Source organism: Petrotoga sibirica DSM 13575 (assembly GCF_002924625.1).
GTDB lineage: Bacteria > Thermotogota > Thermotogae > Petrotogales > Petrotogaceae > Petrotoga > Petrotoga sibirica.
In genome coordinates this window covers 1-14243 of sequence record NZ_JAHC01000020.1, presented here as the reverse complement: position 1 = coordinate 14243, position 14243 = coordinate 1, and the positions used below count along the sequence as shown (strand labels likewise).

Below are 14243 nucleotides of genomic sequence, written 5' to 3'. Positions count from 1 at the left end.
GGGTGAAAGGGCGCTGCATCTATCTTTTTAAAGTTTCCCAAGACAGTATAAGATTTAAATACAAAAGAATTAAGCAGGTGAACAACATGGTTCAGAACAAATTAGAATTCCTAAAAGATTTGTGTAAAAAATATAAAATAGGGTTAGTCTATTTGTTTGGTTCGCAGAAAGAAAAGGCTTATCAGTTACTAAAAAACAATGGAGATAACGATATAAAAATAGATGATCCCCTCACCGACATAGATGTGGGAATAGTTTTTTTGTTTGATTTGGATAGTATAAAGCATAGATACAAACTTTATGCCAATATATACAATGAATTAGAAGAATTATTCAAACCTTACAAATTGGATCTGGTTTTTTCACAAGAAACTCATTCTGTATTCCAAACTGAAGCTCTAAAAGGCATATGCGTATATAGTGAATCAGAAAGTTTCAAAGATGAATATGAAATGATGGTATTAAGGCGTGCTGCGGATTTTAAATATGTACTCGATTTATACCATAAAGAAGTATTAGAAAAATATGGAGAGAAATGAAAAATGATAAATAAAGAACTTATTAGAGATAGATTGATTCTTATCAATGACTATCTAATTCAGTTAGAAATACTGTCTCACTTATCAAAAGAAGAATTTCTACGAGATAGAAGAAACCCTGCAGCCGCTGAAAGCTTTCTCCGAAGGTCTTTAGAAGCAATCTTTGATATTGGAAGGCATATATTAGCTAAGACAGGTAACATAGATATGTCTACGGAATATAAAGCTATTGCTTTGGGGCTTGGAGAAAAAGATATTATAAACAAGCATTTAAGCCAGAAATTAAGTCAAATGGCGGGTTATCGAAATAGATTGGTCCCTCTGTATCACATGATCTCTCAAGAAGAGCTATACGATATAATAACAGAAAATTTGGATGACATTAGACAATTCATTAAAAACATAGAAAAATTCATCGAAAAAAATTGATGAGGTATCCTCAAAAATTCCCTCCAATTTTAAGAAATACATCGCGAATTCTATCCAACTTCCTTACAAGATCCACATCATTCAGCTTTTCGATTTTACTCATTGCAAACTCTTCGTTGCCTATTTTAAATACCGCTGTGTAAAAGATCATTGGTTCCTTTCCTACCGGTAAGCCTTCAAGATTAATGTAGAACATCCCTTCAACTTGGCCACTACTCCCTCAAGCGTTTCCCTATCATCCTTATTATACCATTGCCTTTCTCATTTTCTAACACGCACGCACGAAACCTCTTATAAGCCGATTTTGTTTCGCTTACTCTTCCTGGAATGGTGGGCAGGAAAGCTAAACTATTTCCACTTTCCTCAAACGGGCAAGTTGCAGAGTAAAAGAGCAAAAAACCTTTTCCCTTATGTGGAAAAAACAGGGTCTAAGGGACCGCAGGTCCCTCTTCCACATGGGTGGGCAGCGTGGTAAAAAAGGGCGCTAATAAAGATACTTTTCCTCACGGGTGGGCCGCGGGGTAAAAAGGAACAGACCCCTTTCCTTATGGTTGAAAAGCGGGGAAAGGGACCGCAGGTCCCTCTTCCACATGGGTGGGCAGCGGGGGAAGGGCGCTATAAAACTTATTATGCGAGAGTTGGATAATAAAATAGCTCACCTTCAAAAACATATGATATAATTATGTTCACAAAACAAAGATAAATGGACAAGATGGATACATATACATTTTGATGGAACACAAAAGCTACATTGAAAGTAAAGTAATCTTTCAACTGTTGAGATACATTACGAACATATGGGAAGAAAAATACGATCCCAAAACAAAAAAGGTACCAATAATAATACCGATGGTAATATACCATGGAAGAGAAGTCTGGAACGTAGAAACGAACTTATCAAATATGGTACAAGGGATAGAAGATTTATCAGACGAACTAAAAACATACTTACTTACATACCGTTATGAAATATGTGACTTCTCAATCAAAGGGAAAAAAAGGATAATAGGATTAACAGCGACGAAAGTTGCATTAGAAGCAATGAGAGCAGGAACTGCAATGACCGAAAAAGAATTTAAAGAAAGATTAGCAATAGTATTCGCATACATAAACCAACTACCAGAAGAACAGGTACAAGATTGGTTTGAAGGGTGCATGATCTACCTACTAAACGTAAGGGAAGATATAACGATAGAAGATATATTAAAGGTACAAAAAGAAATAATGCCTGGAAGGGGTGAAATAGTTATGACGATAGCCGAAAAGTTGAGGAACGAAGGAATGGAAAAAGGAAAACTTGAAGGAGAAAGAGAATTTGCAATTAAAATATTAAGCAAAAGATTTGGTAACCAACTAACTGAAGAAATAAAAGACAAGATAAGAAAAGCAGATGAGAAGACGATAGACTACATAGAAGATAACTTGTTAGAAATTACCATAGAAGAACTAAAAGGGTTATTGAAGTAATGGTAGTAAACGAAGCTCTTCACCTTTTCCTAATGGGTGCGGAATAGTTGAGGAGGTCGGATAAAATGGAGCCAATTTATAATCAAGAGAGCCAAACTGTCAGATGGTTAAAGAAAGAGGTAATTTACAATATCTATGGTACACCTCCAATTGCAAGAGGAGACGAGATTTTTAATTACTATGGATATTATCTTAGAAGGTTAGATCGAGGTTTCTTTAGTGATAAAGAACGTTATGCCGTAGCATTTTCGCATGGAGCAATATGAGGACCAGTCTTGCTTGTGCCGAAGGTTAAACCCGTCCTACCTCTTCCGACTTTTCCCCCAGTTCCGCCCGTACCGCAAGTGCCTCTTATTCCCTCGCTTAGTTGGTCAAATCTTGACTGGGGAGAATTTTTGAAAGGAGGTTTTTGAAATGGCAACTTTAAGTATGGATGGCTCTTATGAGCTTACAACAGAAAAAGTTGATGAGGTAGTTACTAGGAAATCCCCTGGCAACTACGGGTTGGGATATACTCAAAATAACACATTTTATGTACGCTATGTGGGTCGTTCGGATGATGATATAAACGAAAGACTAAAACAGTGGGAAGGCAAAAACTCGAATTGATATACTCACTTTAAATTTAGCTATGCAACTTCTCCAAAAATGGCGTTTGAGAAAGAATGCGGAAATTATCACGATTTTGGTGGGAAAGATAAACTCGACAATAAGTATCACCCTCAACGCCCAAATGGAACCAATTGGAAATGCCCCATGTGTAATATTTATGACTGAGCTACTTCTACTAATAACAGATAAAAGTTTTTGCCCAAATTTCCTTCGTCGACTTCTTTTATTCGCCGAACATTACTGGAAATAGTTTGACTGCTCGAATCAGAATATTTGAAATGATTAAATACTTGATTATGTAAGCTAATCAGTCATATGTCCATCGGTGAAAACCGAAGAATTGTTAAGAATTATCGTAATTAACGATACCCATACTTTCAGGAAAAACACAAAATATATTAGAAAATGTGAAAAGGAGTAATTTCCTTTTGAAGATTCACAACATACATATCATACGAAAGGATTAGCAGTAATGAAAAAGAAAAATTTTAAAAAATTGTTAAAAAGAGTAAATAGAAGTTTTGGAATAGTTACAGAAACAATTATGATGAATGAATTAAAAAAATTAAACGAAAATGAATGGCGATATTGGTTATTTAGCGTTGATGACGTTATAAAAGATGAAGATTTCAAAAAAGAGTTTGAAATGAAAGGTATAGTGAGATATTCATTTGAATTGAAGAAAGAATTTACATATGCACAACTTTTTTATCCTCTAAGTCAATGGAGATCAGGAAATATTATGTTTGATAATAAATATAAATTAGCATATTGGGACTATGTAAATGAATTACAATTTGAATTTTGGGCTAAATTAATAGAGGGAAAATTTAATTTAGAAAGAATTTTAAAGGAAGAATTTAATTTTCTCTTTTAAAACAAAGAAAAAGTAAAAAATGGTAGTTAACAAAAGAGAATTCATTAAAAAATTTGTTGAGGGTAGAAATTTGGAGAAAAAATAATCTATTGCAGGCACTTACCAAACGAAAAGTGTACCAAAAAAGTGCCCGCTAAACGAAAATTAGTCTCTACATCTTTATTTTTATTTTACAAGGAAGTTCTTTTTTCAAATTCTTTCTTTTTTATTTACAGGAATGCTTCTTTACCTATTTAAATGACTCATTAATAGGGATTATTGAATTTGCTATTCTTTTTTCATTTTTTACAGGTGTTGTGTAATATCTTTGATCAATTCCATACAATATACTTTTTAAATCTTCATCGCTTTTTACGACAAATGCGCCTTTTTTTCTCTCTAAATTAGGGCAATAATCTTTAATGTAATCAAATATTTTTTTCTTTTCATCACTATTAAAATTTTTCATTGTGTCCATTGCCAAGGCAATTCTTTTTCTATTTGATTTTTTCACCTTTTCAGAAGAAAATCCCTGATCAAGGCATATGAAGCTTTGTTCTAAAAATTCTCTTGTTTCTTCCTCAGTTGCTTCTTTATATAATTCTTCTATCCCTTTAAAGATTGAGGTAATAGAGGTTAATTTTTTGAAGTATAATTTATCTTGATCTTTTAAATAAATAGCATCCGGAATATCATTAATTACTATAAATTTAGTATTTTCTTTGAATTCAAATGCGTCTCCAATATATAATAACTTTTTACTTACAATATGAGAACTTAACACTCTTTGAAAGTAATATTCATTCTTATCTTGATATGAAAAAATAAAATCTATTTTATCTATTTCAAGTTTTTCTAATTGTAGATACTCAACAGACTCAAAATTGTTTTTTAGAATATCAAGGCAATATGGTTTCTTTGAAAATTCAGATATAACAAACCAAGAATCTTCGTCTAAATTGTGATCTGGTAAATACTCAATTGGATTATCTAAATCCTCAGGTAATTTATAAAAATTATCATCAGATGTTATTTTTCTGTATTTATTATCATTACCTCTTTTTCTTATTTTAGCCATCAGATGATTCACTTTTTGCCCCTCCATTATCTATAAAAGTATAATTATTGATACGTTTTAAATTTTCAAAATGTACATCGCTTGGTTTTCTGAGAACCTTTCTTGTAATTAAAAAAATTTTTATATTATTTTCTGTTGTTACATAATAAAAGTGTCTCTTCCACAAAAGGAAAAGAGGATTAAAATAAATAGTTTGTGAAAAGTAAGTAAATACAAACAAAATCAGAAAAACAAAAACAAGAGTTTCGACATCAGGAACACTTAGAGCAACAAAAAAATACCCTAAATAACTAGGTAAATAAGCATTATTTGCATGTTCTAAATCTTTTACATTTCCTTCAATACTGTCTGTACTTAAAAAACGAGTGCAAAGAAGGCTTGAACCCGTCATTAAAACAGGAAATGAAATAAATATTAGATAGGAAACCCAATTCGGAGCTTTATTTATTATTATACAGTGCTGTTTTATCAAAAAAATCACAATCAATAATGAAGTAGCATTTAAAGTCAAAAACAATTTATATAATATTTTAACCGCACCTCAACCTCCTAGGGAAGAAAATTCTCTGTTCTTAGTTTAGTCTTTACAAGCTGTGGCACTCTGGAGAACAATGTTTACAACCATCTATTCTCCAATCAGAATATCTGCGTTGCGCTTCTTTTATGGCTCCATGACAATCACGAAAATTACCCAATTTCTCACGATCTTTAACTCCACTTAACCAAGTGCAATTATCTTCATGTACTTCATAATGTATGATTCCTTCTTCATATTTAGGGGTCAAATTCAAATAATAAACTGGCAACTCAAATCATCTCCTAAAAATTTTTTTGAACAGAGAATTTTCTTCTTTCAAAAATTAACAATAAAATTATATAACTTTTTACATTTTTCATACCTTTCAGAGAATATTTGGAACATGAGTTGTGTAACTTGGTCGGATAACTGCACGTATCCTAGTTCATCAATTATCAGTAAATCTACTTTGCTCAACTTTTTTTGGAACTTTGTTAGTTGTCGTTCTTCTTGCATTTCAACTAAAATGTTCCCAAGATTGGCTGCTGTGAAAAAACTTACTGTTTTCCCTTTCTTACATGCTTGTATTCCTATCGCTACACTTATGTGTGTTTTTCCTGCACCTAGTGATCCTAAGAACAAAAGATTTGCCTTTTCTTCGATGAACTTACATTGACTGAGTTCCAGTATTTCTTTATGGATCAGTTGATAAGTATCCACTTTGCTTCTTTTATCCTTCTTTTTGATTGATACCAAGTTTCTCTTCTATCTTCCTTACTTGATAGGTGAAGGAGGAATAACTTCCTTTGTATCCTTCTTCACAGATGAGTTCGTATATACGTCTTTTGGTTAACTTTTGGTTCTTGGGTTGGTTTGAATTGTATTCTAACAAGTGTTTGATACGTTTTTCAAAATCTCCATTTACTGGTTTATCTCTCTCAACGTTCATATGATACTTCTGTTCTGGGTTCTTGATAGCTCTTTTGACCGTCGCTCTGTGTATCCCCATTTCTTTTGCTATTGCTCTTTGACTTTTGTGTTTGTTAAAATACAAAAATCTTATATAATTGTATTGTACCTTCTCTATCACCTTCCTTGAACCCCCTTCGGGGTGTTTCCCCCTGTAAAATTTTTTGTTCAAATTTATTATACAGGATTTGTGTGATAGGGTGGTACACTTTTCGATGAATAAGTGCAAAAAAATTGGTTAGATCATAAATCGATGTCTTTAAAATGATACTCTTTTCCCTCAACCCAAACATTCTTCTTTGATTTAAAAAGCATTCTCTCGATCTACAAGATGAACGGTCTTCAATAAAACGGGCAACGGAGCGAAGGGCGCAAACAAAGAACTTTTTCCTTATGTGTGAAAAACAGGGTTTAAGGGACCGCAAGTCCCTCTTTCCTTATAGGGTGGGCTGCGGGGGAAGGGCGCTAGAAAACTCATTATACAGAAGTTATATGATAAGATAACGCACATTTAAAAAGATATGGTATAATTAAATTAACAAAGAAAACACTTCACTAATTCTATGGGCGGGCAGCAGGGCGAGGGGGTGCTAAAAATAACAAAAAATAAACCAAAAAGGAGAAGCTTATGTCTAATCCAATAAAAGATTCGATTTTCAAAGAATTATTTGAAGACAGAACCGTATTCTATGACTTTCTAAAAGCCTTTCTACCAAAAAAGATCACAAAACAAATAAAAGAAACAGATTTAAAACGTGAACAAACTGAACTAATAGGCAAAGACTTCTCCATAAAAAGATCGGACATACTATACAAAATAGAAAAGGGAAACGCCCCGAAGGGGGTTCAAGGAAACGGTCAAGATGTATACATATACCTATTGTTAGAACATCAAAGTAAAGTTGACCAACTGATGGCATTCAGGATGTTGGCATATAAGGTAAGGATATGGGAACGATATGTAAAAAGTCACAAAAAAGAATCGGAGCAAAAAGGATTCAAACTGCCAGTCATAATAGGGATAGTTTTTTACGATGGAAAAGCGAAATGGACTTCACCAATGGACGTAAAAGAGAAGATAACAGAGATAAAAAACATGGAAGAATACTTAATAAAAGCAAATTATGAACTAATAAATTTAAGCAATATAAAAGAAGAAACGATAATAAACATGAAGAACGCACTAGGGGTAATCTTATTAACGGACAAACCAAACGTAAAGATAAAAAAAATGGAAGAGTTGCTAAAGATGATAAATGAAGATATAATATCGAAGTTGCCAGAAGAAGAAAAAGAAAAGTTTGATAAACACAGAAACGCATTCTTAGAATTGCTTAGAAAGAGGACAGATTACAAAGAGATAGAAGAAAGGTACGAAGAGCTAAAAGAAATGGAGGTGCCAAAAATGTTTAACACATTAGAAGAGATAGCAAAAAGAGACAGAGAAAAAGCTAAAGTGGAAGGAAAACTTGAAGAAAGAAAAGAATTGATAATTGAGATTCTAAACCAAAGGTTTGGAAAAGATTTAGATAAAAAATTAGAAGAAAAGATCAGAAAAGCAAATGAAGAAACCATAAACCAAATAAAGAAAAATATTCTTAGTATAACCATAGAAGAATTAAAAGAAATATTGAAATAATGGTAGCAGACGAAGTCACAATCCCTTTCCTTAGATGGGTAAGGAGTGGGTCATAGGAACGTTATCTATGAAATTTAACGTTTCTAAAAAGCGAGTATAAATATTTTACGAGGAGTGTTTTTATGAAATCCATATCTATAAATCTACCAGATTTTATCGATTTAAATGAAAAAGAAATCAAATTGTTGATAGCCTCAAAATTATATGAAGAAGGCAAGTTATCCATAGGAGAAGCTGCACAACTAGCGGAACTTTCCAAGAGAGCTTTTATTGAAATATTAGGTCGTTTCGATGTCTCACTATTTAATTACAATGCTGAAGAATTAAGAAATGATGTGAAAAATGCCTAATTACATATCTGACACAAGTTGTCTAATTGTTTTAGACAACATTGATATGCTGTTCATACTAAAAGAGCTTTATGGAAATATATTTATAACGCAAGAAGTTTTAAAAGAATTCGAAAAACCGATTCCCGAATGGATAAAAGTTCGAGAAGTTAATGATAAAAAATATTTAAAACTATTATCTACGTTTATTGATTTAGGAGAAGCAAGTTCAATAGCTCTAGCTTTAGAAAAAGAAGATGTAATTTTAATTTTGGATGACTTGAAAGCAAGAAAATTAGCAAACAAGTTAAATCTCCAAATTACTGGAACGTTAGGCGTTATTATTAGCGCAAAAAATAAGAATATAATATCTTCTCTTGAAGAAGTTTTAAACAAATTAAAGAAAGCAGGTTTTAGAATTTCTAAGGAATTAGAAAACGAAATTTTAAAATACGAGAACTAGCCGCATTGCACTTACTAAACTAAAAGAACATCAAAAATTCCACAAAATTCACCAAGCCCTTGTTTCACAGTCGAAAACATAAAGACCTAGCCAAAAAGACACCTTATGAAGACGTTTTGTATATTTTTAATAATAAAGTATTTTATCCCTGGCGAAGCCCTTTCCTACTTCCTTAGAAGAGTGGGTTGCGGGGTAAAAGGGAAACACACTTTTTCCTAATGGGCGGGTAGCGGGGTGAAAGGGCGCTAACAAAGATCCTTCTCCTCACGGGTGGGGCTGCGGGGGAAGGGCGCTATAAAACTCATTATACAGCAGTTATCCGATAAGATAGCTCACCTTAGGAAAAAAAGGATAATAGGATTAACAGCGACGAAAGTTGCATTAGAAGCAATGAGAGCAGGAACGGCAATGACCGAAAAAGAATTTAAAGAAAGATTAGCAATAGTATTCGCATACATAAACCAACTACCAGAAGAACAGGTACATGAATGGTTTGAAGGGTGCATGATCTACCTACTAAACGTAAGGGAAGATATAACGATAGAAGATATATTAAAGGTACAAAAAGAAATAATGCCTGGAAGGGGTGAAATAGTTATGACGATAGCCGAAAAGTTGAGGAACGAAGGAATGGAAAAAGGAAAACTTGAAGGAGAAAGAGAATTTGCAATTAAAATATTAAGCAAAAGATTTGGTAACCAACTAACTGAAGAAATAAAAGACAAGATAAGAAAAGCAGATGAGAAGACGATAGATTACATAGGAGACAATTTATTAGAAATAACCATAGAAGACCTAAAAGAGTTATTGAAATAATCTTTTTTACCAAATTCATTATACAGGATTTGTGTGATAGGGTGATATGCTTTTCATTTAGTAAGCTCAAACGCTATGTAAAAAAAGATAGCGTTTTATTTATACCTTAGATAAATCTCCTTACAAATCTTATAAACCACATAAATTACCAAAATTATTATATTAGCAAAAACAGCTCCTGAAATATCTATAAGAACATCATTCAATAAAGAACCTCTGCCAACAAACTCTTGAGAATATTCATCTAATGCAGCAATAAGTGCTGGTAAAGATACTCCAAGTAAAGTCCCTATCAATAATCTCTTTGAATACAAATATCCAAACAACCAAGAAAACACACCAAGTATAAAATATATTCCAAAATGCCCACTTTTTCTAACAAGCGCTATCGAATCAGCATATTGATCTCCAAGCCACAACTTCTTTAAAAATACTTCTATCTCTCTAAACCATTTTGTATCTGAAAAATCAAATACATTATCTATTGATTTAATAACATTATAGACAAAATAAGATTGATTTGAAGATTCCTCTGGATTTCTTGTTCCAAAAAACAAAATAACTCCAACCCAAAAAAATAAAAAAATTAATGATATTAGTATATATTTTCTTCTTTCCATATAATCACCTGTTTAATTCTATAACAAAACCACCTCAAATGATACCCCCAAAGTAAGGTAGGTGGCCTAAGATGGACAGGATGGAGGTCGGAACCCTCTTACTCCCCCGAGTTTAAGGGACCGCAGTTCCCTTCCTTAGAAGGGCGGGCTGTGGGGGAAGGGCGCTATAAAGCTCGCTGTACAGGATTTGTGTGATAGGGTGGTATATTGTTATAGATCAGAGTTATCCATTAAAAAATTTACACTAAATCACAATCTCTTCACCATAATTTGAATTTTTAAAATCTACGTCATTATGTGCCAATTCTACTAATTTGCTGGCACTCAATCCTCCATACTCTTTAACAATCTTTTCTACAACCCCTCTTTCTTCATCTGCTAAATACTTTAAAGGGCTCTGATCTACCAAACCGATCATATATGTCTCTTTCAAAAACTTTTTAGAAAAATCGATATTCATTCTTATTAAATTTGTCTTTATCAAATAGTCTAAAAGAACGCCCTCTTCATTTTTTGCCCCTTTGGGAATTGGGCCATAATTATAATGAATGAATTTCAAATTAGCAATCTGCCTGCCAAGGTTTTTTTTGGATTCTTTTTCCACTAACCATAGCAATTTAAAAAAGACGGTTTTGTATAAAAATTCCTTATGATGATATTTTTTTGAATAATAAAATAATCCAGCTATTAAACCCTTCATTTTTTCAATGTCTATTTCAGGATGTTTAATATACAAAATTTTCTCTAGTTCTTGAACTTCAAGTTTATTTTCAAATTCTTTAAGAATTCTGTGAATGTTTCCTAAGATCCTCTTATACTCGATATCAGGAATATTATCTTTATTACTTTTTAAAATCTTGTAAAATTCAACCGGTTCGGAAACTCTTTTGATCAAATCGCTATTAACTTTAGTTGGTAATGAACCCATCTCATAACGTTGTATAGTAGCTTCTCCTAAACCTAAAATTAAGGCAAATAGGGTTTGAGAGACATTATACTTACTTCTAATTTCCTTGATTTCTTCAGGTAATACCAAATTATTCAACTCAGCATATTTTCTGTATGCCACTTTTAAGTTCTCATTCTCATAATATGGTTCAAGTAACTCAGCCCCACATTCTTCACATATAGCAACAGTCCGTTCGACTTCAATAGGATAATTCTTAACGTTATAATTCTCTCTCTTTTTTATCGTTTTATACCTCACCAATTTTCCACATTGCTCACAGAACAACCTTTCTTTTGGTTTTTTCAATTCATACATTTCCTTCACCCTCCTCTGACTCATGAAAAGACAAAAGTACCATGTAATCTTTTTTTTCAACGTATTTTATTTTTATATAAATTTGATACACTTCATCCTCAACACACAATTGTTTTTTAAAAATATAAACAGTTCCTTCAGGAAAATTAGTATCTTTCTCTACACCATCTAATATAAAATCATCTTTTGTTAATTCGTTAAGTAAAAAATTATGAACGTCTTGCTCAGTCCATCCGATCTTGGTTAGAAACTCAGTATTTTTCACCCTTTTCACGAGCTGTAATTGATTATTATTAATAACTTGTTTCAATAATTCCAGAAAAAATTCAACCATTTTATAACTCCTGCACTCATATTATACCATCAATTGATGGTATAATATATTAAATATTGTTACAAAATACATCTTTATATTAACTCTCCTAAATGACACAAACTAATATTTTTTTGACTTGTAGGTTAACGGTTTGAGCTTTTTATAAAGTGTTTATACGTAGTGCCCTATCAAATTTCATCTTCAGATGTTTCCTTTTGACTTATTGCTTCTAACATTAGAGAGAGTGCATCTGTGAGGTCTATTATCAACTTTTTTACCTTTGCAGAATTGGACAACTTAACCAATCCAAAATGTTGTAGCTCCTTATCAAAGTTTGAACCTTTGCGATGAGCCGCCCCAGTTGATCGAATCGTCTGCACAGTACGCAGAGGCTGTATAATCTGCAACCTAGTATTATCTTTAACTCCTATTTTTCTCAAATAGACTTCAAGCAAGTCGATGGAACCTTTAATTGAGCGTTTATCAATTTTTTGACCACTTTCATGTGAAAGAAGCCTAACGTTTAACGAATCAACAGTAATTTTTGCTAATACTTGTACTAACTCATCGAACTCCTTCCATTCCTCGGTTAAAGGTAAATGTAACGTCTGATAAGCATGTCGATCTTTCTCATCGAGGTCTAGAAATAACTCCTCACCATATCTTGCTTTCGCTTCAAGCTGAATTTTCTCGAATGCTACTTGAAAGTAATAAACTGGATCATCTGTTGGTTCAGCGAGATCTACCATAAAATCACGGAAAAAGCGATGTCTGGTAATTGTTCCTCTAGGGGAAACATTAAATTGACGCCAATGTAATTGTTCCCTGTAGGGAATACGGCCTAAATATCCAAGCCAGACGTGAACAAGCTCTTCCTCTGTTATATCTATGGGAAGGTGCCATAAGTCAAGGCACCCTATACCTGAGTTGCTGACCTTATAGCGACTCGGCTCTTGGTAGTATTTAATCAAAACCTCTCGATTAAAGTATACTGGGGTAAAAAAGGACGGAGTCCCACGGTCAACATAATGGTTGCTAAGTTCTTCCTCGTTACATGTGAATTCAACATCATTACCTTGTTCATCACGACTTATGATAAATTTGGCAAATTTTTTCTCTCTCTTTCCCGTAGCAAACCAAGTATGGCACTTGTCGGGTTCAGAATAGGGGAAGATCACATCCTTACCAAGAATACTTGATGAACTCTGGTAACCATTCATAGGAATGTCAGTGCGAAGCCAAAGTTCAAAACAAGACGATTCATCTCCCAAGGAGTAACTCGCAAATTTCCCTTTAATATGTTCGCTAATGTCTTCCTTGACCCTCCGCCAATGATCATGATAACGAACAAGGTAGCATTGATTGGCAGCCAGGTAATCTTTCAAATGATGAGCGTCAATTAAAACTAGACGATTATTATTCTCTTGTTTAATACGAACTATTGGTCGTATATTCCCATCATCGTCAATACGTTGATATTCATTTTTCTCAGTCACAAAAAAAGCCTCGTGATACAGGATAAAATTTTGTACTAGTTCGAAGGTGTTTGAAATAAAGCCGTGGAATTCGCGATAAATCACAAATGGGCGGAATTTGATACCGCCAATTTCAGCCTCCAGGCCAGGGTCGTAATGGGCTTTCTTTTCTCCATCACATACATAGAAAAAAGGTTTTCCAAATTCTAGTTGGACATCCCAATTAGCTTTTGACAATAACCTCTCAAGATTATCTTTTGTCGCAGAGGCAAGCGCACTAAAGGTGAAGAAATTATTAGTTCCTTCTTTCCATGAACGAGCGGCAACAATCCAGTCTGATGATTTTGTCTCTTCTTCAGTAATCCAGTCTTCAAAAGCCAAAAAGGATAAAATTTTCCTTAACTCTTCTTTACCAGTAAAACCGCGTAGTATACTAGGAATTCTATTGTCTTTGTTCATGACTTTTCCTCTCCAATTTTATTGGGGTATTACGCATAACTTCGGTATATCTGCAATACTTCGTATAACATCCCAATCTTAGTAGTATATGTACCTCAAATATTCCTCCATTTTGGACTTATATCTGAACTACTTAATATATACCTCTATGAATGAACACTTCTTCTCTCCCAAGCGTTTTCCAATCAACCCTATTATACCATTACCTTTCTTATTTTAAAACACGAAACTATAAAACCCAACTTGCCTACTTTTTCTTCCTAAAACGGGTGGGAAACGTGGTGAAAGGGCAAAAGAATCTTTCCCTAATGGGCGAGGAGCGGGGAAGGGCGCTATAAAGCTCATTATACGAGAGTTATATGATAAGATAGCACACCTTCAAAAACATATGGTAT

Annotated in this window: 20 protein-coding genes; 10 read left to right on the top strand and 10 right to left on the bottom strand. The window is 33.3% G+C overall.

Going from position 1 to position 14243, the window contains the following annotated elements:
* Window positions 1–539 (top strand): nucleotidyltransferase domain-containing protein (locus tag AA80_RS06030; RefSeq protein WP_244903568.1); only part of this gene is annotated, 539 nt, incomplete at its 5' end.
* A 3-nt stretch (window positions 540–542) separates the two neighbouring features.
* The gene (hepT, locus tag AA80_RS06025; protein WP_103876895.1) at window positions 543–968 is read left to right on the top strand and encodes a type VII toxin-antitoxin system HepT family RNase toxin; all 426 of its coding nucleotides are present in this window, start codon (window positions 543–545) and stop codon (window positions 966–968) included.
* Window positions 969–978: 10 nt separating this feature from the next.
* On the opposite strand, the gene AA80_RS06020 is transcribed toward hepT, so the two are convergent.
* On the bottom strand, window positions 979–1119 hold the full coding sequence (locus tag AA80_RS06020) for a hypothetical protein (protein WP_169960602.1): 141 nt from the start codon (window positions 1117–1119) through the stop codon (window positions 979–981).
* Between the two features lie 548 nt (window positions 1120–1667).
* On the opposite strand from AA80_RS06020, the gene AA80_RS06015 reads away from it, so the two are divergent.
* From AA80_RS06015 to AA80_RS06000, 4 genes are all read left to right on the top strand, one after another.
* Complete coding sequence (locus AA80_RS06015; protein WP_255396821.1) at window positions 1668–2435, top strand: Rpn family recombination-promoting nuclease/putative transposase; 768 nt, start codon at window positions 1668–1670, stop codon at window positions 2433–2435.
* Between the two features lie 65 nt (window positions 2436–2500).
* Window positions 2501–2701, top strand: a complete 201-nt coding sequence (locus tag AA80_RS06010) for a 4-fold beta flower protein (protein ID WP_103876893.1) — start codon at window positions 2501–2503, stop codon at window positions 2699–2701.
* Window positions 2702–2849: 148 nt separating this feature from the next.
* Window positions 2850–3044 carry a hypothetical protein gene (locus tag AA80_RS10180; RefSeq protein WP_199177864.1) on the top strand — a complete coding sequence of 65 codons (195 nt, stop codon included), beginning with the start codon at window positions 2850–2852 and terminating at the stop codon, window positions 3042–3044.
* Between the two features lie 475 nt (window positions 3045–3519).
* The gene (locus tag AA80_RS06000; protein ID WP_103876892.1) at window positions 3520–3924 is read left to right on the top strand and encodes a hypothetical protein; all 405 of its coding nucleotides are present in this window, start codon (window positions 3520–3522) and stop codon (window positions 3922–3924) included.
* Between the two features lie 229 nt (window positions 3925–4153).
* Here AA80_RS06000 and AA80_RS05995 read toward each other — a convergent pair whose 3' ends face one another.
* The 5 genes from AA80_RS05995 to AA80_RS05975 form a co-directional block, all read right to left on the bottom strand.
* Window positions 4154–4993, bottom strand: a complete 840-nt coding sequence (locus AA80_RS05995) for a hypothetical protein (protein ID WP_103876891.1) — start codon at window positions 4991–4993, stop codon at window positions 4154–4156.
* The gene (locus AA80_RS05990) at window positions 4974–5498 is read right to left on the bottom strand and encodes a hypothetical protein (RefSeq protein WP_199177863.1); all 525 of its coding nucleotides are present in this window, start codon (window positions 5496–5498) and stop codon (window positions 4974–4976) included. The genes AA80_RS05995 and AA80_RS05990 overlap by 20 nt, the downstream gene beginning before the upstream one ends.
* Window positions 5499–5565: 67 nt before the next feature.
* Window positions 5566–5787, bottom strand: coding sequence for a hypothetical protein (locus AA80_RS10175; RefSeq protein ID WP_103876889.1), 222 nt, complete (start codon window positions 5785–5787; stop codon window positions 5566–5568).
* Between the two features lie 47 nt (window positions 5788–5834).
* Window positions 5835–6254 (bottom strand): ATP-binding protein, encoded by a 420-nt coding sequence (locus AA80_RS05980; RefSeq protein ID WP_233186836.1) that lies wholly within the window; start codon window positions 6252–6254, stop codon window positions 5835–5837.
* Window positions 6229–6588 (bottom strand): hypothetical protein, encoded by a 360-nt coding sequence (locus AA80_RS05975; protein ID WP_103876888.1) that lies wholly within the window; start codon window positions 6586–6588, stop codon window positions 6229–6231. Before AA80_RS05975 ends, AA80_RS05980 begins: the two co-directional genes overlap by 26 nt.
* 507 nt (window positions 6589–7095) lie before the next feature.
* On the opposite strand from AA80_RS05975, the gene AA80_RS05970 reads away from it, so the two are divergent.
* From AA80_RS05970 to AA80_RS05955, 4 genes are all read left to right on the top strand, one after another.
* Window positions 7096–8106, top strand: a complete 1011-nt coding sequence (locus AA80_RS05970) for an Rpn family recombination-promoting nuclease/putative transposase (protein ID WP_103876887.1) — start codon at window positions 7096–7098, stop codon at window positions 8104–8106.
* Window positions 8107–8228: 122 nt separating this feature from the next.
* Complete coding sequence (locus tag AA80_RS05965) at window positions 8229–8456, top strand: UPF0175 family protein (protein ID WP_103876886.1); 228 nt, start codon at window positions 8229–8231, stop codon at window positions 8454–8456.
* On the top strand, window positions 8449–8898 hold the full coding sequence (locus tag AA80_RS05960) for a PIN domain-containing protein (protein ID WP_103067224.1): 450 nt from the start codon (window positions 8449–8451) through the stop codon (window positions 8896–8898). Before AA80_RS05965 ends, AA80_RS05960 begins: the two co-directional genes overlap by 8 nt.
* Before the next feature lie 408 nt (window positions 8899–9306).
* Window positions 9307–9714 carry an RpnC/YadD family protein gene (locus AA80_RS05955; RefSeq protein ID WP_233186835.1) on the top strand — a complete coding sequence of 136 codons (408 nt, stop codon included), beginning with the start codon at window positions 9307–9309 and terminating at the stop codon, window positions 9712–9714.
* A gap of 95 nt (window positions 9715–9809) precedes the next feature.
* Here AA80_RS05955 and AA80_RS05950 read toward each other — a convergent pair whose 3' ends face one another.
* The 4 genes from AA80_RS05950 to AA80_RS05935 form a co-directional block, all read right to left on the bottom strand.
* Complete coding sequence (locus AA80_RS05950; RefSeq protein ID WP_103876885.1) at window positions 9810–10334, bottom strand: VanZ family protein; 525 nt, start codon at window positions 10332–10334, stop codon at window positions 9810–9812.
* 244 nt (window positions 10335–10578) lie between these two features.
* Entirely contained in the window at window positions 10579–11598 is a 1020-nt protein-coding gene (locus AA80_RS05945) for a type II TA system antitoxin MqsA family protein (RefSeq protein WP_103876884.1), read from the bottom strand.
* A complete protein-coding gene (locus AA80_RS05940; protein WP_103067220.1) occupies window positions 11591–11932 on the bottom strand; it encodes a type II toxin-antitoxin system MqsR family toxin in 342 nt (113 codons plus the stop codon). The genes AA80_RS05945 and AA80_RS05940 overlap by 8 nt, the downstream gene beginning before the upstream one ends.
* A 170-nt stretch (window positions 11933–12102) precedes the next feature.
* Complete coding sequence (locus AA80_RS05935) at window positions 12103–13848, bottom strand: hypothetical protein (protein ID WP_103067221.1); 1746 nt, start codon at window positions 13846–13848, stop codon at window positions 12103–12105.
* Between the last annotated feature and the right edge of the window lie 395 nt (window positions 13849–14243).